Annotated in this window: 23 protein-coding genes, 1 tRNA gene and 1 pseudogene; 11 read left to right on the top strand and 14 right to left on the bottom strand. The window is 69.7% G+C overall.

Annotated features, from left to right (window positions below; all coding sequences use genetic code 11):
- Window positions 1-169: 169 nt before the first annotated feature.
- On the top strand, window positions 170-1,075 hold the full coding sequence (locus ABZS37_RS03880) for a Gfo/Idh/MocA family oxidoreductase (RefSeq protein WP_355165277.1): 906 nt from the start codon (window positions 170-172) through the stop codon (window positions 1,073-1,075).
- A 117-nt stretch (window positions 1,076-1,192) separates the two neighbouring features.
- On the opposite strand, the gene ABZS37_RS03875 is transcribed toward ABZS37_RS03880, so the two are convergent.
- Window positions 1,193-1,384: a DUF2795 domain-containing protein gene (locus ABZS37_RS03875; protein WP_354995282.1), complete on the bottom strand. Its 192-nt coding sequence runs from the start codon at window positions 1,382-1,384 to the stop codon at window positions 1,193-1,195.
- Between the two features lie 128 nt (window positions 1,385-1,512).
- Here ABZS37_RS03875 and ABZS37_RS03870 point away from each other — a divergent pair, with 128 nt between their 5' ends.
- Complete coding sequence (locus ABZS37_RS03870; protein WP_355165275.1) at window positions 1,513-2,769, top strand: erythromycin esterase family protein; 1,257 nt, start codon at window positions 1,513-1,515, stop codon at window positions 2,767-2,769.
- A 139-nt stretch (window positions 2,770-2,908) separates the two neighbouring features.
- On the opposite strand, the gene ABZS37_RS03865 is transcribed toward ABZS37_RS03870, so the two are convergent.
- From ABZS37_RS03865 to ABZS37_RS03855, 3 genes are all read right to left on the bottom strand, one after another.
- Window positions 2,909-5,146, bottom strand: a complete 2,238-nt coding sequence (locus ABZS37_RS03865) for an MMPL family transporter (RefSeq protein WP_355165273.1) — start codon at window positions 5,144-5,146, stop codon at window positions 2,909-2,911.
- Entirely contained in the window at window positions 5,146-5,733 is a 588-nt protein-coding gene (locus ABZS37_RS03860) for a helix-turn-helix domain-containing protein (protein WP_355165271.1), read from the bottom strand. Before ABZS37_RS03860 ends, ABZS37_RS03865 begins: the two co-directional genes overlap by 1 nt.
- Window positions 5,734-5,834: 101 nt before the next feature.
- The gene (locus tag ABZS37_RS03855; protein ID WP_355165269.1) at window positions 5,835-6,269 is read right to left on the bottom strand and encodes a helix-turn-helix domain-containing protein; all 435 of its coding nucleotides are present in this window, start codon (window positions 6,267-6,269) and stop codon (window positions 5,835-5,837) included.
- A gap of 74 nt (window positions 6,270-6,343) precedes the next feature.
- On the opposite strand from ABZS37_RS03855, the gene ABZS37_RS03850 reads away from it, so the two are divergent.
- The 5 genes from ABZS37_RS03850 to ABZS37_RS03830 are packed head-to-tail and all read left to right on the top strand — an operon-like array spanning window position 6,344 to window position 12,077.
- Window positions 6,344-7,819 (top strand): MFS transporter, encoded by a 1,476-nt coding sequence (locus tag ABZS37_RS03850; RefSeq protein ID WP_355165267.1) that lies wholly within the window; start codon window positions 6,344-6,346, stop codon window positions 7,817-7,819.
- Window positions 7,816-8,775, top strand: a complete 960-nt coding sequence (locus tag ABZS37_RS03845) for an ATP-dependent DNA ligase (RefSeq protein ID WP_355165265.1) — start codon at window positions 7,816-7,818, stop codon at window positions 8,773-8,775. Before ABZS37_RS03850 ends, ABZS37_RS03845 begins: the two co-directional genes overlap by 4 nt.
- 26 nt (window positions 8,776-8,801) lie before the next feature.
- A complete protein-coding gene (locus tag ABZS37_RS03840; RefSeq protein WP_354995275.1) occupies window positions 8,802-9,251 on the top strand; it encodes a helix-turn-helix transcriptional regulator in 450 nt (149 codons plus the stop codon).
- Window positions 9,252-9,256: 5 nt separating this feature from the next.
- Complete coding sequence (locus ABZS37_RS03835; protein ID WP_355165263.1) at window positions 9,257-9,667, top strand: VOC family protein; 411 nt, start codon at window positions 9,257-9,259, stop codon at window positions 9,665-9,667.
- A 28-nt stretch (window positions 9,668-9,695) separates the two neighbouring features.
- Entirely contained in the window at window positions 9,696-12,077 is a 2,382-nt protein-coding gene (locus tag ABZS37_RS03830; protein ID WP_355165261.1) for an excinuclease ABC subunit UvrA, read from the top strand.
- Window positions 12,078-12,100: 23 nt separating this feature from the next.
- Here ABZS37_RS03830 and ABZS37_RS03825 read toward each other — a convergent pair whose 3' ends face one another.
- Window positions 12,101-12,727 carry a TetR family transcriptional regulator gene (locus ABZS37_RS03825; RefSeq protein ID WP_355165259.1) on the bottom strand — a complete coding sequence of 209 codons (627 nt, stop codon included), beginning with the start codon at window positions 12,725-12,727 and terminating at the stop codon, window positions 12,101-12,103.
- Between the two features lie 123 nt (window positions 12,728-12,850).
- Here ABZS37_RS03825 and ABZS37_RS03820 point away from each other — a divergent pair, with 123 nt between their 5' ends.
- Window positions 12,851-14,992, top strand: a complete 2,142-nt coding sequence (locus ABZS37_RS03820; RefSeq protein ID WP_355165257.1) for an ABC transporter permease — start codon at window positions 12,851-12,853, stop codon at window positions 14,990-14,992.
- A 106-nt stretch (window positions 14,993-15,098) separates the two neighbouring features.
- On the opposite strand, the gene ABZS37_RS03815 is transcribed toward ABZS37_RS03820, so the two are convergent.
- Window positions 15,099-15,398 (bottom strand): hypothetical protein, encoded by a 300-nt coding sequence (locus ABZS37_RS03815; protein WP_355165254.1) that lies wholly within the window; start codon window positions 15,396-15,398, stop codon window positions 15,099-15,101.
- Between the two features lie 69 nt (window positions 15,399-15,467).
- Window positions 15,468-15,893: a VOC family protein gene (locus ABZS37_RS03810; protein ID WP_355165253.1), complete on the bottom strand. Its 426-nt coding sequence runs from the start codon at window positions 15,891-15,893 to the stop codon at window positions 15,468-15,470.
- Window positions 15,894-16,000: 107 nt separating this feature from the next.
- Here ABZS37_RS03810 and ABZS37_RS03805 point away from each other — a divergent pair, with 107 nt between their 5' ends.
- The gene (locus ABZS37_RS03805) at window positions 16,001-16,969 is read left to right on the top strand and encodes a WYL domain-containing protein (protein ID WP_355165252.1); all 969 of its coding nucleotides are present in this window, start codon (window positions 16,001-16,003) and stop codon (window positions 16,967-16,969) included.
- 205 nt (window positions 16,970-17,174) lie between these two features.
- On the opposite strand, the gene ABZS37_RS03800 is transcribed toward ABZS37_RS03805, so the two are convergent.
- Complete coding sequence (locus tag ABZS37_RS03800) at window positions 17,175-17,831, bottom strand: TetR/AcrR family transcriptional regulator C-terminal domain-containing protein (protein WP_355165251.1); 657 nt, start codon at window positions 17,829-17,831, stop codon at window positions 17,175-17,177.
- 80 nt (window positions 17,832-17,911) lie between these two features.
- Here ABZS37_RS03800 and ABZS37_RS03795 point away from each other — a divergent pair, with 80 nt between their 5' ends.
- The gene (locus ABZS37_RS03795) at window positions 17,912-19,171 is read left to right on the top strand and encodes an integrase (protein ID WP_355165250.1); all 1,260 of its coding nucleotides are present in this window, start codon (window positions 17,912-17,914) and stop codon (window positions 19,169-19,171) included.
- 218 nt (window positions 19,172-19,389) lie between these two features.
- On the opposite strand, the gene ABZS37_RS03790 is transcribed toward ABZS37_RS03795, so the two are convergent.
- The 6 genes and pseudogenes from ABZS37_RS03790 to ABZS37_RS03765 form a co-directional block, all read right to left on the bottom strand.
- The gene (locus tag ABZS37_RS03790) at window positions 19,390-19,737 is read right to left on the bottom strand and encodes a peptidase inhibitor family I36 protein (protein ID WP_355165877.1); all 348 of its coding nucleotides are present in this window, start codon (window positions 19,735-19,737) and stop codon (window positions 19,390-19,392) included.
- 341 nt (window positions 19,738-20,078) lie between these two features.
- Window positions 20,079-20,174: pseudogene (locus tag ABZS37_RS03785) on the bottom strand (haloacid dehalogenase); the annotation flags it as partial.
- A 375-nt stretch (window positions 20,175-20,549) separates the two neighbouring features.
- Window positions 20,550-20,624, bottom strand: a tRNA-Arg gene (locus ABZS37_RS03780).
- A gap of 92 nt (window positions 20,625-20,716) precedes the next feature.
- On the bottom strand, window positions 20,717-21,409 hold the full coding sequence (locus ABZS37_RS03775; RefSeq protein WP_354995402.1) for a winged helix-turn-helix domain-containing protein: 693 nt from the start codon (window positions 21,407-21,409) through the stop codon (window positions 20,717-20,719).
- A 614-nt stretch (window positions 21,410-22,023) separates the two neighbouring features.
- Entirely contained in the window at window positions 22,024-22,692 is a 669-nt protein-coding gene (locus ABZS37_RS03770; RefSeq protein ID WP_355165249.1) for a DUF305 domain-containing protein, read from the bottom strand.
- An 8-nt stretch (window positions 22,693-22,700) separates the two neighbouring features.
- Entirely contained in the window at window positions 22,701-23,513 is an 813-nt protein-coding gene (locus ABZS37_RS03765) for a DUF3105 domain-containing protein (protein ID WP_355165248.1), read from the bottom strand.
- A gap of 97 nt (window positions 23,514-23,610) precedes the next feature.
- Here ABZS37_RS03765 and argS point away from each other — a divergent pair, with 97 nt between their 5' ends.
- On the top strand, window positions 23,611-25,278 hold the full coding sequence (argS, locus tag ABZS37_RS03760; protein WP_355165247.1) for an arginine--tRNA ligase: 1,668 nt from the start codon (window positions 23,611-23,613) through the stop codon (window positions 25,276-25,278).

The raw sequence follows: 25,278 nt of genomic DNA, 5'->3' as shown, positions 1-25,278 counted from the left end.
CCACCGCCACGCTGCCCTTATCCGGGGCGGGCAGCCCGACCGCGTGGCCCCGGAAACGAAGGCTGGGCGGCTCCGGTTGGTCGACCCGCCACCGGTACGACCGGCGGGGCGACTAGCGTGGATCACGTCCGTGGCGTTGCCGCGGCGGGGGGAAAAAGCGGAGGTACACGTGCTGCGGTTCGGCTTGTTCGGCACCGGTCACTGGGCGATTGAGACGCACGGGAAGGCGTTGCACGCACATCCGGACGCGGAGCTGGTCGGGGTGTGGGGCCGTAACCCGGAGCGGGCCTCCAATCTGGCCGAGCTGTACGGGGTGCCCGCCTTCGCCGACATCGACGCGCTGATCGAGCAGTGCGACGCGATCGCCGTCGCGCTGCCGCCGAACATCCAGGCCGACATCGCGGTCCGGGCGGCCGCCGCCGGCCGGCACCTGCTCCTGGACAAGCCGCTGGCGCTCAGTGTGGCCGACGCGGACCGGGTGGTGGCCGCCACCGAGGAGTCCGGGGTGGCCTCGGTCGTCTTCTTCACCCAGCGGTTCCAGCCGAACGTGACCGCTTTCCTCGCCGCGACCGCCGCCGCCGGGGGTTGGCAGCACGGGCGGACCACCGCGTTCGCCTCGATCTTTCAGGAGGGCAGCCCGTACGGCGGCTCGTTGTGGCGCCGGGAGCACGGCGCGCTCTGGGACATCGCCCCGCACGCGCTCTCCATCCTCCTGCCGGTGCTGGGCCGGGTGACCCAGGTGGCGGCGATGGACGGACCGAGCGGGATGGTGCACCTGCTGCTCACCCACGAGGGCGGTGCCACCAGCAGCGCCTCACTCTCCCTGGATGCGCCGACCGAGTCGATGACCCGGGAGTTCGTGTTCTACGGCGAGAACGGCATCGAAACCGTCCCGCTCGGCGAGAACGACGCCGCCACGGCGTTCGGCGTCGCGATCGACCAACTCGTCGAGCAGGTGCAGGCCGGTACCCGGGATCACCGCTGCGACGTCCGTTTCGGCCGCGAGGTCGTCGGCATCATCGCCGCCGCCGAAACCGCCCGCACCGAATCCCGCACCATCCCCCTCCTCCCGTAACCCCCACCCCCACCCTTTACTGCGGTGATCAAGAGGTTTGCGTCATGCGGCACGGCGTGTCGTGACGCAAACCTCTTGATCACCGCGCGCAGGAGGGGGACACGCTGGCCGGGCGGGTTAGGAAAGGGTGGTTAGGGCGGCGTTTAGCTCGTCTGGTGAGTCGAACTGCTCCGCCGGCAACGCCTGCAACATCTGCAACATCGCCGTGCTGGCCCCGTTCTCCTGCCCCCAGCGGATCAGATCCTCCCGGGAGACCGGGTAGTCGAGCCCGGCCAGATACTCCTGCAACTGAACCCCGGTGACGGTCATGCCGGCCGGCTACCCGCTCGCTGTGCCCGTACACCGTCTCGGTTGGCCTGCACGGTGGCCCGGCGACCGGCGTGTCGGCCCACGACGCGCCGACGGTTTGTCGCAGCGGCGGCCGGGTAGCCGCTGCCATGCTGGTTCAGCGGCTCGGCACGCCGAGCGATTTCGACCCGTTGCTGGAGCGCGTTCGGGACGCCCGGGTGGTGATGATCGGCGAGTCCACCCACGGCAGTTACGACTACTACCGGCTGCGTGAGCAGCTCACCCGCCGGTTGATCGCGGAGTGCGGCTTCTCCTTCGTGGCCGTGGAGGGCGACTGGCCGGACTGCGACCGGGTGCACCGCTCGGTGACTGGCGCGCCGGGTGGGGCACTCGAGCCGCAGCTCGCGCTCGAACGGTTCGAGCGGTGGCCGACCTGGATGTGGGCCAACGCCGAGGTGGCCCGGTTCGCCAGCTGGCTGCGGGTCTGGAACCTGGAGCGGCCGGAGGGGCAGCGCGCCGGGTTCCACGGGCTCGACGTGTACAGCCTCTGGGAGTCGATGCAGGCGATCTTCGACTATCTGGGGGAGGAGGACCCGACGTCGCTGGAGGCGGCGCAGGACGCGTACCGGTGCTTCGAGCCGTACGGCAAGAGGGTTGAGGAGTACGGCGCGGCGAGCCGCTTCGTCTCCGCCCGTTGCGAGGAGGAGGTTGTCCGGCTGCTGGCCCGGACCCGCGAGCATGCGCTCTCCGACGGCCCGGACCGCTTCTCGGCCTGGCAGAACGCGGAGGTGGTGGCCGGCGCGGAACGCTACTACCGGGCGATGGTGGCCGGCGGGCCGGACTCGTGGAACATCCGCGACACCCACATGCAGGACACACTGGATCGGCTGCTGGAACGGTACGGCCCGGATGCCCGGGGCATCGTCTGGGCGCACAACACGCACGTCGGGGATGCCCGGGCCACCGACATGGCCGCGGACGGGATGATCAACATTGGCCAGTTGGCTCGGGAGCGGCACGGCGACGACGCGGTGGCGCTGGTCGGCTTCGGCAGCTACCGGGGCACGGTGATCGCCGCTCCCCGGTGGGGTTCGCCTCCGGAGCCGATGGTGGTGCCACCGGCTCGGGAGGGGTCGGTCGAGCGGCGGATGCACGAGCTGATGCCGGAGCGGGCGGTGCTGATCTTCGGCGGCGACGACCAGCCGGGTTGGGTGACCGGCACCGCGGACCACCGGGCGATCGGGGTGGTCTACGACCCGTCCTTCGAGTCCTGGGGCAACTACGTGCCGACGCGGCTCGGCGACCGATACGACGCCTTCATCTGGTGCGACGAGACCACAGCCCTGCACCCGCTGCCGGTTCCGGCGGTCCCCGGCGAGATGGAGACCTATCCGGCCGGCGTCTGACCCAGGCCCGTCGCCGATCATGGAGTTGTGGTGCTCGACGAAGGCCCCGGATCGGGGCACAACAGGCACCACAACTCCATGATCGACTGAGTGGAGGGGTGGAGGGGTGGAGGGTGGAGGGTGGAGGGTGGAGGGGTGGTTAGACCCGGGTTGGGGTGCGGTCCTCGATCTGGGCGCGCAGGCCTTCGCCTTCGATGTCGACGTTCGGCAGAATGCGGGAGAGCCAGCGGGGAAGCCACCAGGCGCGGTCACCGAGTAGTGACATGACCGCCGGGACGATGGTCATCCGGACCACGAACGCGTCGATGGCGACGCCGATGGCGAGCGCGAAGCCCATCGACTTGATCACCGGGTCCTCCAGGAAGACGAAGCCCCCGAAGACCGAGATCATGATCAGCGCGGCGGCGGTGACCACCCGCGCGCCGTGCCCCATGCCGCTGATGGTGGCCTGCCGGGCGGACTCACCGTGGACGAAGTCCTCCCGCATCCGGGACACCAGGAACACCTCGTAGTCCATCGCGAGCCCGAACAGGATGCCGATGAGCAGGATCGGCAGGAAGCTGATCAGCGGGGCCGGACTGTCCAGGCCGACCAGATTGGCGAGGTGCCCCTGCTGGAAGACCGCCACCGTGATGCCGAACGTGGCGGCGACGGTGAGCAGGAAGCCCAGCGCGGCCTTGAGCGGCACCAGCAGTGAGCGGAAGACCAGCATCAGCAGCAGAACCGAGAGCCCGACCACCAGCAGCAGGTAGGTCGGCAGCGCGTCGGAGAGCTTCTCGGAGACGTCGATACCGACGGCGGTGGCACCGGTGAGCAGCACGTCCACGTCGCGGATCCCGCCCATCGAGTCACGGACCTCGTGCACCAGGGTCTCGGTGGCCTCGTCGGTCGGGCCGGTCTTCGGCACCACACCGAGCAGCGCGGTACGGCCGTCCGGGCTGACCTGCGCTGGCGCCACCGCGAGCACGTTCTCCGTGCGCTGGAGCAGCGCCGTGACCTGCGGCACGGCGGCCGAGGTGGCCTGAGGCGTGTCACCCGCGACCACCACCGCGAGCCGGCCGGTGAAGCCCGGGCCGAAGCCCTCGGTGGTCAGGTCGCTCGACACTCGGGCAGGCGAGCCGACGGCCGCCGTCGAGGGGTCCGGCAGAGCCAGCCGCATGTCCGGCGTGGGCAGCGCGAGCAGCCCCAGGCCGAGCAGGCTGAGCAGGATGACCGGTACCCGGAAACGGGTGACCAGCCGCGCCCAGCGGAAGCCGAACCCGGACTGGTTCTCGCTCGGTGCCGCCTCGGCGGCCGGCCGGTTGGCGACGTCCGTGTCGTCCGTCGGCGCGCTGGTGTCGGCAGCCGTGCCGTCGGTGGCGACCCCGCGCAGTCGGCGGGGGAGCACCCGGCGGCCGGCGAAGCCGAGCAGTGCGGGCTGGAGGGTGATCGCGACGAGCACCGCGACGGTGACCGTGCCGGCGGCGGCGAGACCCATCACGGTGAGGAACGGGATGTTCACCACGGCCAGCCCGGCCAGGGCGATGACCACGGTGGCGCCCGCGAAGACAACGGCGGAGCCGGCGGTACCCACGGCACGGCCGACCGCCTCCTCCGGGGACAGGCCGTCGAGCAGGTTCTGTCGGTGCCGGGAGGTGATGAACAGCGAGTAGTCGATGCCGACCGCCAGGCCGAGCATCAGCGCCAGGATCGGCGCGGTGCTGGTCAACTCGATGACGCCGCTCAGCGCGAACAGGCCGGCCATGCCGGCGCCCACGCCGATCAGGGCGTTGAGCATGGTCATCCCAGCGGCCACCAGTGAGCCGAAGGTGATGATCAGAACGATCGCGGCGACCAGGACGCCGAGCGCCTCGGTTGAGCCGATCTCCGGCTCACCACCCAGCACCTCACCACCCGGGGCGACCTGCCAACCCTTCGCCTCGGCGGCGGCGCCAACCTCCTCGTACGCGGTGCGCTGCTCATCGGTCACCCCGTCGCTGCCGGTGGCGAACTGGACCTGGACCAGTGCGTACTGCCCGTCGGGCGAGACCGCGCCGACCTGGAACGGGTCGACCGCGCCGACCACGCCGGGCAGCGTGGAGGCCTGCTGGACGAGTTCCTGCACCACGGCCTGGCCCTGCGGGGTGGCCAGTTGGCCGTCCCCCGGTGCCTTGACCGCGATGGTGCCGGTGGCACCGCTGGCCGCGGGGAACTGCTCGGCGAGCAGGTCGAGCGCCTGCTGGCTCTCGGTGCCGGGCATGGTGAAGTTGCTCGCGGTCGGGCCGCGCAGGGTCGCCGCCGCCAGTCCGGCGGCGACGAGTACGACGAGCCAGAGCGCGACGACGAGCCGTCGCCGGCGCAACGCGCCCCGGCCGAGCCGGTAGAGCAGGGTGGCCATCAGGAGTCCTTGTCCTTGGTCGTGGGTTGTTGGGGCAGAGGTGCGTCGACGGGTTCGATGGCCCGCCGGACGAGAGTGAGCAGGGCGGGGCGCAACTCGTCGTCGGGGATGTCGATGAACTCGCCGCACGCCTCGGAGATGCCGGCGAGCAGCACCAGCGCGGCAATCCGGGCGCCCGGCCGGTCGGAATGCCCACCCAACGCGTCCCGCAGCCGCTCGGAGATCTGCTGGATGTGCGCGAAGGCCGGCTGGCACAGCAGCTCCGGGAACTCGCCGCGCAGTACGGCGATCTCCCGCCGGAACCGGACGGCGAGGTCGACGAAGCCGGTCGCGGCGACCTCCTGGGCGACCGCTCCGGTCAGGCCGGTGAGCTGGTCGTCGAGGTCCTGCAGCACCGCGATCGCCGGGGCCATCAGCTCGGCGAGCAGGGCTTCCTTGTTGGCGAAGTGGTAGAGAACGGTGGCCTTGGAGCAGCCGACCTCGCGGGCGATGTCCTGCAGGGAGGTGCCCCGGTAACCGGTCCCCGCGAACCGTCGCGCCGCCGCGGCGAGGATCTCGCCGTGCGTTTCGGACACCGCTCTGACCATGGCCGGTCCACCTCCCGCAGACCAGCATGCCTGACCGATCGGTCAGACCCTGACCGATCGGTCAGATTGGCGCGGTGGCGTTCCCCACACCCCGGTCTGGTTTAACCGGCGTGCTCCTGGTCGTACCTGGTCCGCGCCTCGGCGATGGCCCGGCGGTGCCGCTCGGCCCAGCTGGTCAGCGCCACCAGTGACTCGTACAGCTCCAACGCCATCGGGGTGGCCCTGTACTCGACCTTGGGCGGAACGGTCGGATAGACCGTGCGGTGCAGCAGGCCGTCACGTTCCAGGTTGCGCAGGGTCAGCGTGAGCATCCGCCGGCTGATCCCCTCGATGTTCCGCTCCAGCTCGGTGAAGCGCACCGGGCCGTGCGAGGCGGCCACCAGGATGCTGATGCTCCACTTGCCGCCGACCCGGTCGAGCACCTCACGGACGGTGCACGCCCGGGCCTGCCCCGGGGTGAACGGCACGTTTTCGGCCGTGCAGGTCAGCTCGGCCTCGACCAGCGCGGACACATCGCTGTTCCTCTGGGACATCACAGTGCCTCCTTCCGCTCTCGCTCATGGTCACAGACGATGACGTCGGTAACAAACCGTGCACCAAGGAGGCTTCCATGGATCCCGTCGTCCCGTCCCGCTGGCCGGCGCTGCTCGTGCTCTGCGCCGGCAGCCTGATGATCATTCTGGACGGCAGCGTGGTCTCGGTGGCGTTGCCCGCCGTACAGCGGGACCTGGGCTTCACCGCCGTAGGCCTCGCGTGGGTGGTCAACGCCTACCTGGTCGCGTTCGGCGGGCTGCTGCTGCTCGCCGGTCGCCTCGGCGACCTGCTCGGCCGGCGGCGGGTCTTCCTGGCCGGCGTCGCGCTGTTCACCCTGGCCTCGCTGGCCTGCGCGGTCGCCACCGGGCCGGCCCTGCTGGTCGCCGCGCGCTTCGGTCAGGGCGTCGGCGGCGCGCTCGCCATGGCGGTCAGCCTCGGCATGATCGTCCGGCTCTATCCCGAGCCAGCCGAGCGGGCGCGCGCGATCGCCGTGTTCAGCTTCACCGGGGCGGCCGGCGCGTCGGTCGGCACGGTGGCCGGTGGGGTGCTCACCGACCTGGCCGGCTGGCGGTCGATCTTCCTGGTCAACCTGCCGATCGGGGCCGTCATCCTGCTCGCCGCCGTCCGCCGGCTCCCCGCCGAACCGGGGATCGGTCTGCGGGCCGGCCTCGACCTGCCCGGCGCACTGCTCGCCACCGCCGGCCTGATGGCCGCCGTGCTGGGCATCGTGGGGACCGGCGAGCACGGCTGGACCAGCCCGCGAACCCTCGGCGCGGCGGCTCTCGCGGCGCTGCTGCTCGGCGGGTTCGCCGTCCGCCAACGCATGACCGCGACCCCGCTGCTGCCGGGCCGGGTGCTGCGCGTACCGGGCCTGGTCGCGGCGAACACCGTGCAGTTCCTCACGATTGCCGCGTTCTTCGGCTTCCAGTTCCTGCTCGCCGTTGAACTGCAACTGGTGCTCGGGCTGGACGCGGCGGCGACCGGCTGGGCCTTCCTACCCACCCCCGTGGTGATCGCGGTGGTCTCACTCGGCCTGGCCGGGCGGGTGATCGCCCGCTGGGGGGCCCGGACCGTGCTGCTGGTCGGGCTCGGCCTGGCAACCGTCGGTTTCCTGCTGCTCGCCCGCCTGCCCGCCGACGGTGGTTACGTCGCCGACGTGCTTCCCGCGATGCTCATCTTCGGGATGGCCGGTGGCCTGACCCTGCCGGCGGTCACCACGCTGGCCATGGCCGGCGCGACCGACGTGGACGCGGGGCTCGCATCCGGCCTGGCCAACACCACCCAGCAGGTCGGCGGTGCGGTCGGCCTGGCCGCGCTGAGCACGCTGGCCGCCGCGCGCGCCGACGGCCTGCGGGCCGACGGCTGGGCCGAGACGGCCGCTCTGGCCGGCGGCTACCGGACCGCGTTCGCCGTGGCCGCCGCCCTGGTGGTCGCCGCGCTGCTGGTCGCGCTGACGACACTGCCCCGAGACGCGGATCGTCAGAACCATCCCGCACCGAAGCGTCGCGTCCAGTTGACCGACGACACCAGGGCCGGGAGGGTGGTCGGGTGACCGAGGCTGACGAGACCCGTGACGGCGTGGCCCTGACCAACCTGGACCAGCCGCTGTCCGACCGCGACGACGCGACCAAGCGTGACCTGGTCGACTACCTCGACGCGGTCCGGGACCAGATCCTCCGGCAGCTGCGGGGGCGGCCGCTGTCGGTGATCCGGGTCCGCCCCGGCCAGCCGCCGTTCATGCAGAAGAACCTGCCCCGCTACACCCCGGACTGGGTCCGCCGGGTCCCGGTCTGGGCGGAGGCGTCGCACCGGGAAATCTCGTACGCCCTCTGCGACGACCGCCGCACCCTGCTGTGGTTCGCCAACCAGCGGGCCGTGGAGTACCACCCGACGTTGGCCACCGCCGCGGATCTGCACCGCCCGACCCACCTGGTGCTCGACCTGGACCCGCCGGAGGGCGACGGGTTCCGCGCCGCGGTGGCCGCGGCCCTGCTGGTCCGCCAGGCGCTCGCCGCCGCCGGCCTGGCCGGTGCGGTCAAGACCAGCGGCGCCAAGGGCGTGCACGTGTTCGTCCCGGTGGCCGATGACCCCACGGCGGAGGAGTTGGCCGCCGCCACCCGGGCGCTCGCCGTCCGCACCGAGCGGCTCGACCCGGCGCTGGCCACCACGGCGTACATCAAGGAAGACCGGGGTGGCCGGGTCTTCGTGGACGCCACCCGGGCCGGCGGGGCGACCGTGGCGGCGGCGTACAGCCCTCGGCTGCGCCCCGGGATGCCGGTCTCCTTCCCGGTCGACTGGGCCGACCTGACCGAGGTGACCCCCGCCGACTTCACCATCCGGACCGCGCCGACGCTGGTCGCCGACGGTGACCCGTGGGCCACCCTGATGCCGGCCCCGCAACCGCTCCCCGCCGACCTGGTGGCCGAGGGCCGGACCATCCCGGTAGCCCGGGTGCAGGCCATGCACGAGGGAAAGCGCCGGGCCCGCGCTCGGCGGCAGGCCGATTGACGGGGGGTTGTGGCACGATTTCCCAGGTGACCAGCAAACCCGACGCGAGCCAGCGACTGAGCGACCTGGCGCGGCTGCGCCGGGTCCGCGACCGGATCGACCGGGAGTACGCGTCTCCGCTGGACGTCGAGGCGCTCGCCCGTGGCGCGCACATGTCGGCCGGGCACCTCAGCCGCGAGTTCCGGCTCGCCTATGGCGAGTCGCCGTACAGCTACCTCATGACGCGCCGCATCGAGCGCGCGATGGCACTGCTGCGTCGTGGCGACCTGAGTGTCACCGACGTCTGTTTCGCGGTCGGCTGCTCGTCGCTGGGCACCTTCAGCACCCGCTTCACCGAGCTGGTCGGCGTGCCGCCCAGCGTCTACCGGCGTCAGGCGGCGCAGGCGACGGCGGGGATGCCGTCGTGCGTGGCCAAGCAGGTGACCAGACCGGTCAGGAATCGAGAAGCGCGGGTGACCGAGCCGCAACTAGCGTGACCAGCATGGACATCACCATTCACTCCAGTTTCCTTCCGCACACCGACCCGGAGGCCTCGCTGGTCTTCTACCGCGACATCCTCGGCTTCGAGGTCCGCCTCGACGTCGGGTATGAGGGGATGCGATGGATCACGGTCGGGCCGGTCGGTCAGCCCAGCACCGCCATCGTCCTGCACCCACCGGCCGCCAACCCGGGCATCACCGACGACGAGCGGCAGACCATCCTTGAGCTGATGGCCAAGGGCAGCTACTTCGGCGTCAACCTGGCCACCTCCGACCTCGACGCCACCTTCGCCAAGCTGGAGGCCAGCGACGCCGAGGTCGTCCAGGAGCCCACCGAGCAGCCGTACGGCGTACGTGACTGCGCGTTCCGGGACCCCGCGGGCAACATGATCCGCATCCAGGAAGTGCGCTGACCCGTCCGACCCGACAGATGGAGAGACGATGAGCACGGCCACCCAGCCGTCCGCGCCGCACCTTGCTGACAGCCACGACCTGATCCGCGTGCAGGGCGCACGCGTGAACAACCTCAAGGACGTCAGCGTCGAGATCCCGAAGCGCCGGCTGACGGTGTTCACGGGCGTCTCCGGCTCCGGCAAGAGCTCGCTGGTGTTCGGCACCATCGCCGCCGAGTCGCAGCGGATGATCAACGAGACCTACAGCGCCTTCGTGCAGGGTTTCATGCCGACGTTGGCGCGGCCCGAGGTCGACCTGCTGGATGGCCTGACGACGGCGATCATCGTGGACCAGGAGCGGATGGGGGCCAACTCCCGATCCACCGTCGGCACCGCCACCGACGCCAACGCGATGCTGCGCATCCTGTTCAGCCGGCTCGGGCAGCCGCACATCGGCTCGCCCAACGCGTACTCGTTCAATGTCCCCTCGGTGAAGGCCACAGGTGCGATCACCGTCGAGCGCGGCGCCGGCAGGACGAAGACCGAGAAGGCGACCTTCACGCGTCTCGGCGGCATGTGCCCGCGCTGCGAGGGCATGGGCGCGGTCACCGACATCGACCTGTCGGCGCTCTACGACGACAGCAAGTCGCTCAACGAGGGCGCGATCACGATCCCCGGCTACAGCATGGAGGGCTGGTACGGCCGGATCTTCCGCGGCTGCGGATACTTCGATCCGGACAAGCCGATCAGCAAGTACACCAAGCGGGAGCTGCAGGACCTGCTCCACAGGGAGCCGACCAAGATCAAGGTCGAGGGCATCAACCTGACGTACGTCGGCCTGATCCCGCAGATCCAGAAGTCCTTCCTCTCCAAGGACGTCGACGCGCTCCAGCCGCACATCCGCGCCTTCGTGGACCGGGCGGTGACCTTCACGACCTGCCCCGAGTGCGACGGCACCCGGCTCAGCAAGGAGGCTCGGTCCTCGAAGATCAACGGCAGGAACATCGCCGACGTCTGCGCGATGCAGATCAGCGACCTGGCCGCCTGGGTGCGGGACATCGAGGAGCCATCGGTGACCCCGCTGCTGGCGGGGCTGCAACACCTCCTCGACTCGTTCGAGGACATCGGGTTGGGCTACCTCTCGCTCGACCGGCCGTCGGGCACCCTCTCGGGCGGGGAGGCGCAGCGCACCAAGATGATCCGCCACCTCGGCTCGTCGCTGACCGACGTCACCTACGTCTTCGACGAGCCGACGATCGGGCTGCACCCGCACGACATCGCGCGGATGAACGAGCTGCTGCTGCAGCTGCGCGACAAGGGCAACACCGTGCTGGTCGTGGAGCACAAGCCGGAGGCCATCGCCATCGCCGACCATGTCGTCGATCTGGGCCCCGGCGCCGGCACGGAGGGCGGCGCCGTCTGCTACGAGGGCACCGTGGAGGGCCTGCGGGCCAGCGGCACCATCACCGGCCGCCACCTCGACGACCGGGCGGCCCTCAAGGAGACCGTGCGTACACCCACCGGCAAGCTGGAGATCCGTGGCGCGACGGCCAACAACCTGCACGACGTCGATGTCGACGTACCGCTCGGGGTGCTCGTCGTCGTGACCGGTGTCGCCGGCTCCGGCAAGAGCTCCCTGGTGCACGGGTCGATCCCCGGCGGCGCGGGTGTGGTGTCGATCGACCAGGGCGGCATCCGCGGCTCGCGACGGAGTAACCCGGCCACGTACACCGGGCTGCTCGACCCGATTCGCAAGGCGTTCGCGAAGGCCAACGGTGTGAAGCCGGCACTGTTCAGCGCCAACTCCGAGGGCGCCTGCCCGAGCTGCAACGGCGCTGGCGTCATCTACACCGACCTGGGGATGATGGCCGGTGTCGCCGCTCCCTGTGAAGACTGCGAGGGAAAGCGGTTCCAGGCATCGGTGCTGGAATACCGCCTCGGCGGTCGCGACATCAGCGAGGTGCTCGCGATGTCGGTGACGGAGGCCGAGAAGTTCTTCGGCACCGGCGAGGCACGTACGCCGGCCGCGCACGCCATCCTCGACCGGCTCGCCGACGTCGGGCTCGGCTACCTCAGCCTGGGTCAGCCGCTCACGACCCTGTCCGGCGGCGAGCGGCAGCGACTCAAGCTGGCCACCCACATGGCCGAGAAGGGCGGCGTCTACGTCCTGGACGAGCCGACGACCGGCCTGCACCTCGCCGACGTCGAGCAGCTGCTCGGTCTGCTCGACCGCCTCGTCGACGCCGGCAAGTCGGTGATCGTCATCGAGCATCACCAGGCGGTCATGGCGCATGCCGACTGGATCATCGACCTCGGCCCCGGGGCCGGGCACGACGGTGGCCGGATCGTCTTCGAGGGCACGCCGGCGGACCTCGTCGCCGCCCGCTCGACGCTCACCGGCGAGCACCTGGCGGCCTACGTCCGCACCTGAGCCCGCGTGGGCAGTGGTGGGGGTCAGCCCTGCGCGCGGCTTGGTCGGCTGATGGGGGCGGTGAGCATGCCGGTGATGGTGTCGACGAGGAAGTCGCCGACCTCGGGCCAGCGGGGGTCGTCGCCGTCGCGTTCGGCACTTGCCTCGACCTGGGCGGTTGCGGTGCTGACGATGCGGGTGATCAGGAGCGCCCGGCCGGCGACCACGTCCGGGTCGAGGTGCCGTAGCCGCGAGGCCAGTGATGCGCGCAGTTCCAGCGCCTGCGGCGTGGTGTCCTGGGCTTCCCAGACGATCGGCCGTGTGGCGGGGTTGTGGAGCACGTGATCGAGGAACCGGGCCCGCCAGCTCGGGCGCGGCAGCTTGTCGAGGACCTGCATGCTTGGTGCCACGAGACCCCGGATGTCGCCGAGGACGGAGTCCTCCGGTGGGGGCATTACCTCGCGTTGTTGGGCCACGTCGTGCACGTGGCGGGCTATGAGTGCCTTCAACAGACCCTCCCGCCCACCGAAGTAGTAGCGCACCGCTGAGTGGTTGGTGTTCCCGGCTGCCTCGGCCACCCTGCGGTCGGAGATCTCCGCGACTCCCGACTCGGCGAACAGCCGCTCCGCCGCGTCCAGCAGCGCGGTGCGTGCCGCCTCGGACCGCCTCATGACCGGCCCCCTCGTGTCTCCGCCCGGATGTGACTCAGCTCAACCTAGCTGGATTCCCGATTCCGACCAGCACCCCCTACAGTTTGTAAGTCACTTGGCGTACAAACATGGCCTGGAGCATGCATGGACACCGAAGCCGCGATCGAGGCTGCCGACGTCATCGACGGCCGCCCGCCCGGCACGGACCGCAAGGAACAGATCATCCGCATGGTTGCCCTGTTCGTGATGCCGTTCCTCATGGTCACGATGATGTTCGCGACCTACATGTCGACCATGCACTCACCGCACCCCCGGGACATGCCGGTCGCGGTCGTCGGCAGCGGTGCCACGGCGCAGGCCGTCGTCGACGGGCTCAACGCCGCGCCGGGTGACACCACCGAGGCCACGCTGGTGGCCACCCGCGACGACGCGGTTGACCTGCTGCACGACCAGGAAGCCACCGGCGCGCTCGTCCTGCCCACCGACGGCAGCGCCAGCGCGACCATCCTCACCGCCTCGGCGGCGGGAGCCTCGCAGAACGCCACCGTTCAGCAGTTGCTCGCGCCCGTGGCCATCCAGAACAGCTGGCAGACCACCACCGAGGACGTCGCACCGCTACCCGCCGGTGACTCGGCCGGCATCGCGGTCCTGTTCGCCGCGATGGGCATGATGCTGGCCGGTTACGTGCCGCTGAGCATCATGGTGATGGGCGTCCCCCACCTGCTGCGGCTGCGACGGTTCCTGCCCGTGCTGGCCGGCTGGTCCGCGGTCACCAGTTCGATCATCTGGCTCATCCTCGGGCCCATCGTGGGCGCCGTCGACGGTCACTACCTCACCTTCCTCGGCGTCGGCATGCTCGCCACCGCCGCCGTCGGCATGGCCCAGCTGCTGCTCTCCAAACTGATCGGGCCCCTCGCAGTGCTGCCCGGCATGCTGCTCTGGGTCGTGTTCGGTATGCCCGCGTCGAACCTGGCCCTCTCCGTTCACAACATGCCCGGGTTCTTCCAGTTCCTGCACGGCGTGCTGCCGCTCCCGGCGGCCGGTGAGGCGCTGCGCTCGGTCCTGTACTTCGACGGCAACGGTCTGGGCACCCACCTGATCGTCCTGGCCGTGTGGATCGTGGCCGCCCTCGCGCTCTGCCTGCTCAAGGAGCGCAGCGCGAGCGGGGACATGATCCCCGGCGTCCCGCCGATCGCCGACCCCGACGCGAAGGCCCCTGCCCTCGCCGGCGGGCCCCCGCGCTCCAAGCGATTCCGGTACGTGGCCGCGGCCGCCTTCCCGCTGTCCATCCTCGTCGTCGTCGTGGGCGCCATGGGCTTCTCCATGCACAAACCCCAACCGCACGACATCCCGGTCGTCGTGGTCGCCGCCGCTCCCGGGCAGGCCCAGCAGACCGCCGCCGGCCTCAACAACCAGCTCGACGGCATCCTCGACGTCACCGTCGCCGACACCGTGGATGACGCCACTGAGCAGATCCGCTCCCGCGACGTGGTCGCCGCCTTCGTCCTGCCGTCGGCACCGGACACCCCGGCAACGCTGTACTCGGCGTCCGCCGCCAACGCCAGCCAGCAGTCCACGATCCGCGCGATCTTCCAGCCGATCGCTGCGAGCCAGGGCATCCCGCTCACGCTGACCGATGTGCAACCCCTGAGCGAGACCGACACCGGCGGCAGCAACAGCATGTACGTCGGCATGTCCTGGATCATGGCCGGCTTCCTGTTCCTGGCCGTCCTGCGCGGCGGTGCCCCGCACGTGCGCCGCCTGCCCCAGTTCCTGCCGCTGCTGGGCGGCTGGGCGATCGGCATGTCCGTCTGGCTGTGGTTCCTCTTCGACGTCCTCATCGGCGCGATCAGTGGGAACGCCCTGGAGATGATCGCCTACGGTGCCCTGACCATCTTCTCGGTCTCCCTGGCCACCGGAGTCCTCACCCGCACCGTCGGCCTGGCCGGGATCATCCCGATGATGGTGGTGCTGATGATGGCCGGCGTACCCGCCTCCGGCGGTGGCATGTCGGTGTACCTGGTCCCCGAGGTGTTCCGCCCACTCCAGGACGTGCTGCCGCTGCCCGCAGCGGTCGACATCGCCCGATCACTGCGGTACTTCGACGGCGTCGGCGTCGGACAGAACCTGCTGGTCATCGCCATCTGGGGCGCTGCCGGACTCGTCCTGAACCTCGTGATCGACCAGTGGCTCAAACGCCGCGAGCGCCGCTTGGGCGCCGACGGCCCGGACGCTGGTTTGGCACCGGAGGTGCCCTTGAAGCTGGTGCCGGCCGACGCGCACTGAGCGGCATCGAGGAGGTCCACCGCCGATCGCCCAGGATCGGCGGTGGACCTCTCAACCTGATCCCGCACGAGGTCCGTCACGGCACCGCCGAGAAGGCCATCGAGTTCTATGCGACCGGCCGGCGTGCGCGCTGTGCCGTCGTGGCGGCGAGGACTCCGCACGTGGCCGTGATCAGCCCGAGGACCGCGGTGGTCGGATTGACGTACCCGGGCACGGATGAGGTGACGTACGCGCCGCCGCTGCTGAGGTGGCACTCGAAGCGGAGCGGTAGATAGCTGACCTCGTACCCGTCGACCTGGCCTGCCCGCTGCGGCCCGGCCTCCCGACAGGGTTCGATCGGGAAGGAGCCGGCGCCGCCGTCCTCCGCCTGCATCACCGCGTAGCCGAGGTGGAGCAGGCACAGCATGGCTCCATTCTTGATCTCGTGCGATCGCAGGCCTTCGCGGGGTGGAGGGCTGGCCGAAACCGGAGTTGGTCAGGAGGGGTTGTAGTCGGCGGCGACGTCGAGCACCCAGGTGGTGCCGAACGGGTCGGTGAGCATGCCGTAGAGGGGAGCCCAGCCGGCGGGTGCGAGGTCGACCACGACGGTCGATCCCTCGCTGAGCTTCTTCCAGTAGCCGGTGACCTCGTCGGCGTCCCTGCCGCGGACCGAGACGAAGAACGGGCTCTCACCCTGGCTCCACGGCCGCACCGACGGCACGTCGTACGCCATGATCTGGAAGCCCTCGGTGGACGTGACCTGACCCCACATGATCTGGTCGGCCTCGTCCGGGTTCTGCACGTTGTGAGCGTCGGCGTAGGTCACCGCGACGAGGTCCCCGCCGAACACGGACCGGTAGAACTCGAGAGCGGCCCGCGCGTTGCCCCGAAGGTTGATGTGCGCGACGGTGTTGATGCTCATTGCTGCTCCTCGTGTCACGGGTGCCCGTGGCTGTTGCCCCGGTACGGGGTGAACAATGGCAGGGGTAGCGGTCAGGTTGTGGCCGCTACCTGGGGAAGACTGGATGCATGCCAAAGACGTCGGCGAGACTGCTGTCGCTGCTCTCCCTCCTTCAGGCACGGCGCGACTGGCCGGGCGGCCTCCTGGCCGAAAGGCTGGACGTCAGCCCGCGTACGGTGCGGCGCGACGTCGACAGGCTGCGCGAGCTCGGCTACCCGATCAGAGCCTTCAAGGGACCGGACGGCGGGTACCGGCTCGACGCCGGAGCTCAGATGCCACCGCTGCTGTTCGACGACGAGCAGGCGGTTGCCATCGCCGTCGCACTCCAGGTGGCCTCGGCCTCCGGGGCGGACATCCAGGAGGGCGCGGTGCGAGCGCTGAACACCATGCGGCAGGTCATGCCCAGCCGGCTGCGGCACCGCATCGACACCCTGCAGGTCACCGCCGTCGAGCAACCCACCACCCGCGCGGACTCCCGGGTCGACAGCACCGTGCTGACAGCCATCGGCGCGGCCGTCCACGCCCACGACGTTCTCCGCTTCGACTACGCCTCGGCGACCGCCGGCACGGACGCGCCGCCACGCCGCGTGGAACCCCACCACCTCGTCACCTGGAAGGGACGCTGGTATCTCGTCGGCTGGGACCTCGACCGCGACGACTGGCGAACCTTCCGCGTCGACCGCATCAGCCCGCGTACGCCCACCGGGCCCCGCTTCACCCCACGGCAACTGCCCACGGCAGACGTGGCCACGTTCGTCGCCGGCCGCTTCCGAGGCTCGACAGACACCTTGGAGTGGCCGTGTGTCGGCGAGGTCATCCTCGACCTTCCCGCCAGCGTCGTCGCCGCGTACACCCGCGACGGGCTCGTCGAGGAACTCGGCACCGACCGTTGCAAACTCGTTCAGGGCTCCTGGTCCTGGACCGGTCTGGCAGCCGCCCTCGGCAGGTTCGACGCCGACATCGAGGTGATCGGGCCCGCAGAGCTCAAGGCCGCCTTCGCAGGGCTCGCCCGCCGCTACGCCAGCGCGGCAGAATGACGCCACCACGAAATCGATGCCCCTCGCAGGCGCCTGCGGGCAGAAACGCAAAACCGGGCGCGGGGAGTCAACATGCTCCTGCGCCCGGCGAGGGTCTGGTGAAATCCTCCGAATGGTGATCTTGAGGCCGACGGCGCCCGGCGTGGACGAGGGGGCAGGATCTGGACCGTCTGGTCCGGAGTCTCCCCATCAGGAGGTCATCAGTTCACAGGCTGAGGCCATGTCGAGCACCGTCCTGCGGTTGCGGGGTTGTGTGTTCGCTCGTGGCCGCCACTCCTCGGATCATCATGCGGACGCCGTAGGCGAACTCGGCTTCCAGGGGTACCGGTAGGTGCCCGGCGAGTGCCTGGATGGTGGGGTACTGCCGTGTGTCGGCGCGTTCGAACACGGCGCTGACGTTCTGACTGTCGTCGCTGGTGGCGTGCATCTGCATCGCGAATCCGAGGGTGTAGCGGCCGAGAGTTGCGGCCGAGGCAGCCGCCGTCGTCGGGGCGAGTCCGGCCTTGAGCATCACGGCGAGGCATGCCTCCCGGAAGGCCATTGCGTGCGGGCCGGTGGGGACGTGTTCGGCGAACAGCGGGGTGGCGCGTTGGTGGCGGGCCAGGACGGCGAACAATTCGTCGCACAACGCCGCGACGGCGGTTTGCCAGTCCTCGTGGTGCCCGGCCCCGGCGGTGAGGTCGACCTCGCCGAGGATGTGGTCGACGACTTCGCTGACCAGTTCCGCCCGGTCAGCCATGTGCCGATACAGCGTGGCCGTGCCTGATCCCAGACGTTCGGCCAGCGCTCGGAACGTCAACGCTTCGACTCCGCCGGTATCGACCAGCTCGACCGCCGCCTGGATGATCCGCTCGCGCGGCATACGAGGGCGGCCGGTACGACGGGAAGAAGGGTCGCACCTACCGTGTTCGCTGGCAGGTTGCCGGCCAGCGACGCAAAGAGGTGTTCAAGACTAAAGCTCTCGCGGAGAGCTTCCGGTCTGAACTGGTAACGGCTTCCCGAAAGGGTGAAGCGTTTGACGTTGAGTCGGGGCGTCCGGTCACCATGCGGCGTGAAACAGTCGCCATGTCGTGGTATGACCTGGCGTGTTCTTTCGCCGACATGAAATGGCCGCACGTAGCCGCCACGACTAGGCGCACTCACGCCGAAGCACTGACCGCGCTTACCGTGCTCATGCTGACCAATGGAAAGGGTCGACCGGACGGCAAGTTACTTCGCCACGCGCTAGGCCGGTGGGCATTCAACACTGCCCGCCGCAGCGCTGAGGACATGCCCGCCGACGTGGCGAAGGTGCTCAGTTGGGTGAAGCGGAACACCCGAGACGTGGCAAGCCTTAGCCGCCCGGAAGTGCTGCGGCCGGTGCTGGATGGCCTCACAGTGCGACTCGACGGCGCACCGGCCGCGCCGAGCGTCATCAGTCGCCGCCGGAAGATTTTCAACACGGCAATCGAATACGCAGTGGAAAGACGGGCGCTGCTGGCAAACCCGCTGCCGCAACTGAAGTGGAAGCCACCAAAAACCGTTGTGACGATCGACCGGCGATCAGTGGCAAACCCGGTTCAGGTACGGACTCTGTTAAACGGGGTCCGAGAGCAGGGGCGCATCGGTCCGCGCATGGTCGCCTTCTACGCCTGCCTCTACTACGCGGCTATGCGACCGGAGGAAGCGGTTCACCTCGCAAAGCCGAACCTTCACCTACCGGAGAAGGGCTGGGGAGAATTCACGCTCGACGGAGCTAACCCACACGCGGGTCGGGAATGGACCGACAGTGGGAAGAATCGGGACAGCCGCCAACTCAAGCAGCGCGCCCGAGGGGAGACACGAACGGTTCCCTGCCCACCCGAACTAACCGCAATCATTAATGCCCACATCGCGCTATTCGGCTACGGCCCAGACGGTCGGCTGTTCGTGGGAGAGCGCAACAAGGAGGAATTACCCAAGGGCACGATCAACCGCGTCTGGCGGTGGGCACGCGCCGCCGTGTTAACGCCCGAGGTCTACGCCTCCCCGCTGGCACGCACCCCGTACGACCTGCGGCACGCCGCCGTGTCGACACAGCTAAACGGGGGAGTGCCGCCGACCCAGGTAGCCGACTGGGCCGGACAGTCAGTGGAGGTGCTGCTCAGGATCTACGCCAAGTGCCTAGACGGCGGTGAGGCTGCTCTCCGGCAACGCGTCGAACGAGCGTTCGGCCACGGCTGACCCGTGCCGAACTTCGGCACTCAGGACTGCGATGGCCGGCCGCTTGCGTGCGGGCGATTGCGCGACGTATAGCCGATGCTAACAAGCCGAGAGCCGCCTACTGGTACTCGATTCGGGCGGGTCCATCCGTCCACCCTGATTGCTGAGGTGACTGGACGACGCGCGGTTGGACGCGTCGTCCAGTACCACCTTGTGAGTTGCCAGCCGTCAGGTAGGGATCATTGCCAACGGTGTGACCGTGCGTAGTAGTAAACGTCGCTGTTTTTCACGCCTTGCGCAAGATTATGTTGAGCAGTCACATAATTCGCGCCTTGGTAGAGTGTGACGCCACGGTAGGCCGAGCTGGTCCCGCGGTTGTAGACCGAGCGCACTGGCCAATTGAGAGACCAGGAGCAAGTGATACCGCTGCGCCAGTCGGGGTCGGCGTCACTCCAAAAGCAGCGCGCGCCCGTTCCACCCGTGCCGTCCCAGACGCAGAGGTTTCCGGAGGGGCAATCCCAAGCTGCCAGGGCTGCTGCCGGCTGCGGGGTGGCGGCTTGAGCGGCTACGGGTGGCGCGACGGCCATGCCTAGCGCTATAAAGCCCAAAACGGCAATGGCTTTTCGGATGATCCTCATATGCGCTCCCCGTTCGTTGTGCCCGCACTCGATTTTCCGGCGATCTCAAGCTGAAGATGCTGCGAAGTTGTCGGTACTTCTGGACCTTCATCATTGATTAGCGCGGCATATCGAGATATGGAAGTTAACAAGATCCTATCAACGGTATTTTGATGTGTCAAGGACTGGGGAGGAGGTAGCAAGGCGCTCCCGTGTCCACTTCTGTCGGTTAATCTAAGCCTCACTCTTTTAAAGGTGGGCCAGCGGGCAATCGTGGTGGGTATCTCAGTACACCTTCCCAAGTGTCGGCGCGCCGGGTATTCGGCGAAGCTGCCGCACACCGAGCCGTCGATGTTGAGCAGCGCCGCGCCTACCTCGCCGAGCAGCCGCCCGAGGTAGGCGTTCATCCGTCGTGCCGGAAGGTGACGGTCGGCCATGCCGAGTCGAACCACGCTGGCCCCTTAACGGCCGGCGATACATGCGCCGTGTTGACCTGGTTCAACGGGGGAGTCTTGCCGACCCAGGTAGCCGGCTGGGCCGGGCAGTCGGTGGAGGGGGTGCTGCTCAGCATCTACGCCAAGTGCCTAGACGGCGGTGAGGCTGCTCTCCGGCGACGCGTCGACCGAGCATTTCGGCCACGACTGACCGAGCGGCCGAACTTTGGCACGGATATGGCACAGACGCCCGCCACGCGCCGCTGACGGCCGGACACAGCCGGACACACGAGTAAGGCCCTTGACCGGGTTTCCCCTGGTCAAGGGCCTTTTCGTGCTGGTCATTGATGGTGCCCCCGGCAGGATTCGAACCTGCGCCCCCGCCTCCGGAGGGCGGTGCTCTATCCCCTGAGCTACGGGGGCTCAGCGACTGGAGAAGACTAGCAAACCTCCTCCGTGCACGCCGAATCGGTATCGGGTGAGCCGATCGTGTCGGCAACCGGCCCACCCGGTGCTCAGGCCGCGATCGCGCGCCCGCAACTGGGCAGCGGGTGCAGGACGATTCGCCGAGGGAGTCGACGTGGCCACTCGTTGCGCGGCCAGGAGCCGTCCACGATCAGGTGCACGGTGCGCTGCTCCTCGCCGCTGAGCCGCAGCACGAAGTCGCGGGGGAGCGGCGGGTCGACCGTCGGCGTGGTGATCATGAAGCGCACCCTGCCGCGGGACGAGACTGCGGAGATCACGTCGGCTGTCGGCATGGTGCCCCGCAGCCGGACCCGGCCGATCCAGTAGACCTCCGCGAGGTGCTCCTGGGCGGCCCGGGTGATCGCCGGGTATTCGCTGCGGACCCAGCGCTCGACCGCGCTGACGCAGAGCCCACAGGCCCGCTCGCGCGGCTCCCGCGGACCCAACCCCCAGGCCCGCAGGTACGCTCCGACCGCCCCAGCGTCCAGCGGCAGGTCGAACCGCCGTTGGATGAGCGTGGTGAGGCTCTGCCGCGTCCACAGCTCCTCGTCCAAGCCGAACTCGTCGGGGTGGACGCCCCGCAGTGTGTCGATCAGTTCGAGTTCCTGTTCGCGGCTGAGCATTCCCGGCTCGCCCTGCCGCTGTCCGCGACGGACGGCTGCCACCGCCCCGTCACCACCGATGGTGTGGCGTCGGCACCAACTGGTGACCGAACGCCGTGCGTCTCTGAGTGCAACCCCCACGTCTTGGGCAACGAGCCCGAATCGCAACTGGTCACGATATGTGCGGAGAAAACTCTCTAAGCAACGTAATCGGTTGGACCGCTCCAATCGCCCAAACCATGCCTTAAGGTGCAAGACCCCATAAGACCGGCCTGCCGAGAGCGAGTCATCCGCGCAGGCAGTGGTTCAGCCCTTGATCCACTCCATGTCGCCGATGTGGGGCCATCCACTCGCCAGGACACCCCCACGTCGCCGACGTGGAGTGGATCAAGCCGCGGCCGGTGCCCGTCGTGCGCGGGCATGACGAGACGGGCGCTGGCCGCGGGCCGCGTCCCGCGTTGCGCCGACATGACGAGACGGGCGCTGGCCGCGGCCGTGTCCCGCCCTGCGCCGACATGACGCGGCCCGCTGCCCGCGCCCCGCCGTGCGCCGACATGACGAGGCCTCCGGCCCGCGCCAGCCCTTGATCCACTCCATGTCGCCGATGTGGGGCCATCCACTCGCGAGGACACCCCCACGTCGCCGACATGGAGTGGATCAAGCCGCGGGCCGTGCCCTGCTGTGGGTGGACATGACGCGGCCCGCGTCCCGCCGTGTGCGGCGGTGACGCGGGCCGGATGCGCCCGTCCGGTCGATCAGCCCTTGGCCTGCGCCTGGAGCTGCCGGAGGTTGTTCAGCTCGGTCTGCTGGGTGGACTTCATGGTCCGTGCCACCCGCAGCACCTCGGCGTTGTCAGTCTCGCCCAGCACCGCGTCGATCATGTGGATGCCGCCCAGGTGGTGGTTGTACATCAGGGCCAGGAACTGCCGGTCGACCTCGATGCCCTGAGCGTCGCGCAGGGCGGTCATCTGCTGCGGGGTGGCCATCCCGGGCATCAGCCCGTCCTTGACGGTGGCCCCGTCGGACATCCACGACATCGGCGGCTGCGACCCGGTCGGGCTCAGGTCCCACTCACGCAGCCAGGTCTGCATGGCACCGATCTCGCCCTGCTGCCCGGTGGCGATGTCGACGGCCATCTGTCGTACCGCGGGCAGTGTCGCCGAACGGTACGCGGTCAGGCTCATCTCCACCGCCTGCGCGTGGTGGGTGGTCATGTCCCGCGCGAAGCCCGCCTCGACCGAGGTGTCACCGGGTTGGGTGAGCCGTGGGGTGAGCAGACCGCCGGCGTACCCGAGAAGCAGCCCCACCACCAGCAGGGCAGCCAGCGCGAGCACCCCGTAGCGCCGCGCCGGGGCCCGGCCGTCCTCCTCGGGGGCGGCCGGGACCTCGTCGTGCTCGCTGTCGGTGGTGGCGGGAGCAGTCATCGCCGTCCTTACTGGGTGGGCATCTGGGCGTCGAGGTCACGCGGCGTGGTGCCGGTGGCGGTCACGCCCTGGTTGCACAGCGCGGTCGGACCCTCGACGGAGGCGTTCACCCGCAGATCCTTGATGAACTCGTCGATCCGCGTGTCGTCGGCGTTGTCGACCTTGAGCTGGTAGCCCCACGCCTGGAGCGAGATCGGCTTGTCCAGGCCCTCGAACGGGCTCATCATCGTCTTCTCGACGCCGCGCACCTTGCCGGCGAGCTTGTCGATCTGGTCCTGCGGCAGGCCGGGGCGGTAGGTGATCCAGACAGCGCCGTGCTCCAGGCTGTGCACCGCGTGCTCGCTGGCGATCGGGGCGTCGTACACCTCACCCATGCAGTTCTGCCAGGCGGCGTTGTGCACCCCGCCCACCGGCGGCGAGTACTTGAAGGTCAGCGGGCCGGACTTGTGCGCCTCGTACTTCAGGCTGTCGGGGTCCGTCTTGCGGATGTTGACGATGCCGTCGATGGCGTTGGCCCGCTTGTCCCACGGCTTGGCGCCCTGGAACGACGCCCAGGCGCCGTACCCGATGATGCTTGCCGCGAGCACGCCGACCGCGACGAAGAGCGCGATCGGGCCCCAGGCCCGCCCCTGGCTCACCTTGATCGGGGTGATCGGCTTGCGGGGGCCCTTGCCACCTGCCCGCGGGGAGCCCGCCGGCTTGCCCGTCGGCTTGCCGGAACCGGCCTTGGCGCCGGACGCCGGCCGGCCTGCGGCCGGCTTCTTGCCGGTGCTGACCACGGTCGGGCGGCGCTCAGGGCCACCGGGGGTGCTGATGCTCATCGTGCCTCGTCAAGTCGGTCGGTCAGGGGAGTGGCGGGCCGGATGACGCGCAGGGTAGCCACCGAGTGCCCGAGTCTACCCCCGATAACATGGTTGGGTGACTCCTGCAGAACTCGCCTCGGTCGTCCTTGCCGCCGCCCACGCCGTCTTCAATGAGCGTGGGCTCGACCGCGCCGCGCTGCCGGAGCGCACGGTGGTGGAGCGACCGCGCAACCCCGAGCACGGCGACTACGCCTCGACGCTCGCTCTGCAGCTGAGCAAGAAGGTGGGGGTCCCGCCCCGGGACCTGGCCGCCGCCCTGGCCGACGAGCTGGGCCGGGCACCGGGTGTCAAATCGGTGGAAATCGCCGGGCCGGGCTTCCTGAACATCCGGCTCGACGCGGCTGCGGCCGGTCAGCTCGCCCGGGTGATCGTCGAGGCCGGCGCGGAGTACGGCCGCAGCGACCGGCTCGCCGGCGAGAAGATCAACCTGGAGTTCGTCTCGGCCAACCCGACCGGCCCGGTGCACATCGGCGGGGTCCGCTGGGCGGCCGTCGGCGACGCGCTGAGCCGGCTGCTGCGGGCCACCGGCGCCGAGGTGGGCACGGAGTACTACTTCAACGACGCCGGCTCGCAGATCGACCGGTTCGCCCGGTCGCTGCTCGCCGCCGCCAAGGGTGAGCCGGCGCCGGAGGACGGCTACGGCGGCGCGTACATCGCCGAGATCGCCACCGAGGTGCAGGCCCGCCGGCCGGAGGTGCTGACCCTCGACGACGCCGGCGCCCAGGAGATCTTCCGGGTCGAGGGCGTCGCGCTGATGTTCGACGAGATCCGCTCCTCGCTGCGGGACTTCGGGGTGGAGTTCGACACCTACTTCAACGAGAAGGACCTGCACGACCGGGGTGAGTTGGACCTGGCGTTGAACCGGCTGCGTCAGCAGGGGCACCTCTACGAGTCCGAGGGCGCCACCTGGTTGCGCACCACCGACTTCGGCGACGACAAGGACCGGGTGCTGCGCAAGTCCAACGGCGAGTGGACGTACTTCGCCGCGGACTGCGCCTACTACCTGGACAAGCGGGAGCGCGGCTTCGAGCGGGTCGTGATCATGCTGGGCGCCGACCACCACGGCTACATCGGCCGGATGAAGGCGATGGCCGCCTGCTTCGGCGACGACCCGGAGCGCAACCTGGAGATCCTCATCGGGCAGCTCGTCAGCCTGGTGCGCGACGGCGCCCCGATGCGGATGAGCAAGCGGGCGGGCACCGTGATCACCCTGGAGGACCTGGTCGACGCGATCGGCGTGGACGCCTCCCGGTACGCGCTGGCCCGCTACTCCAGCGACTCGCCGATCGACATCGACATCGAGCTGTGGACGCGGGCGACCCGCGACAACCCGGTCTACTACGTCCAGTACGTCGCCGCCCGGACGGCGGGCGTGGCCCGTAACGCCGCCGAGGTGGGGCTGGTCCAGGGCGACGCCGACGCCTTCCGCCCCGAGCTGCTCGATCACGAGAAGGAGAACGAGCTGCTCAAGGCGCTCGCCGAGTTCCCGGCGGTGGTGGCGACGGCCGCCGAGCTGCGGGAGCCGCACCGGGTGGCCCGCTACCTGGAGGAGAGCGTCGCGGCGTCCTTCCACCGGTTCTACGACAACTGCCGGGTGCTGCCGTTGGGCGACGAGGAGGTCACCGACCTGCACCGCGCCCGGCTCTGGCTCAACAACGCCACCCGCACGGTGATCGCCAACGGCCTGCGCCTGCTCGGCGTCTCCGCCCCCGAGAGGATGTGA

The sequence above is a fragment of the Micromonospora sp. NPDC005413 genome, assembly GCF_040606435.1.
In the GTDB taxonomy this organism is placed as follows: domain Bacteria; phylum Actinomycetota; class Actinomycetes; order Mycobacteriales; family Micromonosporaceae; genus Micromonospora.
Note: the sequence above shows the minus strand (reverse complement) of the source record. Positions and strands in the feature narration are given on the sequence as shown.

Coding starts and splice junctions, on each gene's coding strand:
- ABZS37_RS03875 (WP_354995282.1), bottom strand. CDS start 1,384: ATGACCGTCACCGGGGTTCAGTTGCAGGAGTATCTGGCCGGGCTCGAC.
- ABZS37_RS03870 (WP_355165275.1), top strand. CDS start 1,513: ATGCTGGTTCAGCGGCTCGGCACGCCGAGCGATTTCGACCCGTTGCTG.
- ABZS37_RS03865 (WP_355165273.1), bottom strand. CDS start 5,146: ATGGCCACCCTGCTCTACCGGCTCGGCCGGGGCGCGTTGCGCCGGCGA.
- ABZS37_RS03860 (WP_355165271.1), bottom strand. CDS start 5,733: ATGGTCAGAGCGGTGTCCGAAACGCACGGCGAGATCCTCGCCGCGGCG.
- ABZS37_RS03850 (WP_355165267.1), top strand. CDS start 6,344: ATGGATCCCGTCGTCCCGTCCCGCTGGCCGGCGCTGCTCGTGCTCTGC.
- ABZS37_RS03835 (WP_355165263.1), top strand. CDS start 9,257: ATGGACATCACCATTCACTCCAGTTTCCTTCCGCACACCGACCCGGAG.
- ABZS37_RS03830 (WP_355165261.1), top strand. CDS start 9,696: ATGAGCACGGCCACCCAGCCGTCCGCGCCGCACCTTGCTGACAGCCAC.
- ABZS37_RS03825 (WP_355165259.1), bottom strand. CDS start 12,727: ATGAGGCGGTCCGAGGCGGCACGCACCGCGCTGCTGGACGCGGCGGAG.
- ABZS37_RS03820 (WP_355165257.1), top strand. CDS start 12,851: ATGGACACCGAAGCCGCGATCGAGGCTGCCGACGTCATCGACGGCCGC.
- ABZS37_RS03815 (WP_355165254.1), bottom strand. CDS start 15,398: ATGCTGTGCCTGCTCCACCTCGGCTACGCGGTGATGCAGGCGGAGGAC.
- ABZS37_RS03810 (WP_355165253.1), bottom strand. CDS start 15,893: ATGAGCATCAACACCGTCGCGCACATCAACCTTCGGGGCAACGCGCGG.
- ABZS37_RS03805 (WP_355165252.1), top strand. CDS start 16,001: ATGCCAAAGACGTCGGCGAGACTGCTGTCGCTGCTCTCCCTCCTTCAG.
- ABZS37_RS03800 (WP_355165251.1), bottom strand. CDS start 17,831: ATGCCGCGCGAGCGGATCATCCAGGCGGCGGTCGAGCTGGTCGATACC.
- ABZS37_RS03790 (WP_355165877.1), bottom strand. CDS start 19,737: ATGGCCGTCGCGCCACCCGTAGCCGCTCAAGCCGCCACCCCGCAGCCG.
- ABZS37_RS03770 (WP_355165249.1), bottom strand. CDS start 22,692: ATGACTGCTCCCGCCACCACCGACAGCGAGCACGACGAGGTCCCGGCC.
- ABZS37_RS03765 (WP_355165248.1), bottom strand. CDS start 23,513: ATGAGCATCAGCACCCCCGGTGGCCCTGAGCGCCGCCCGACCGTGGTC.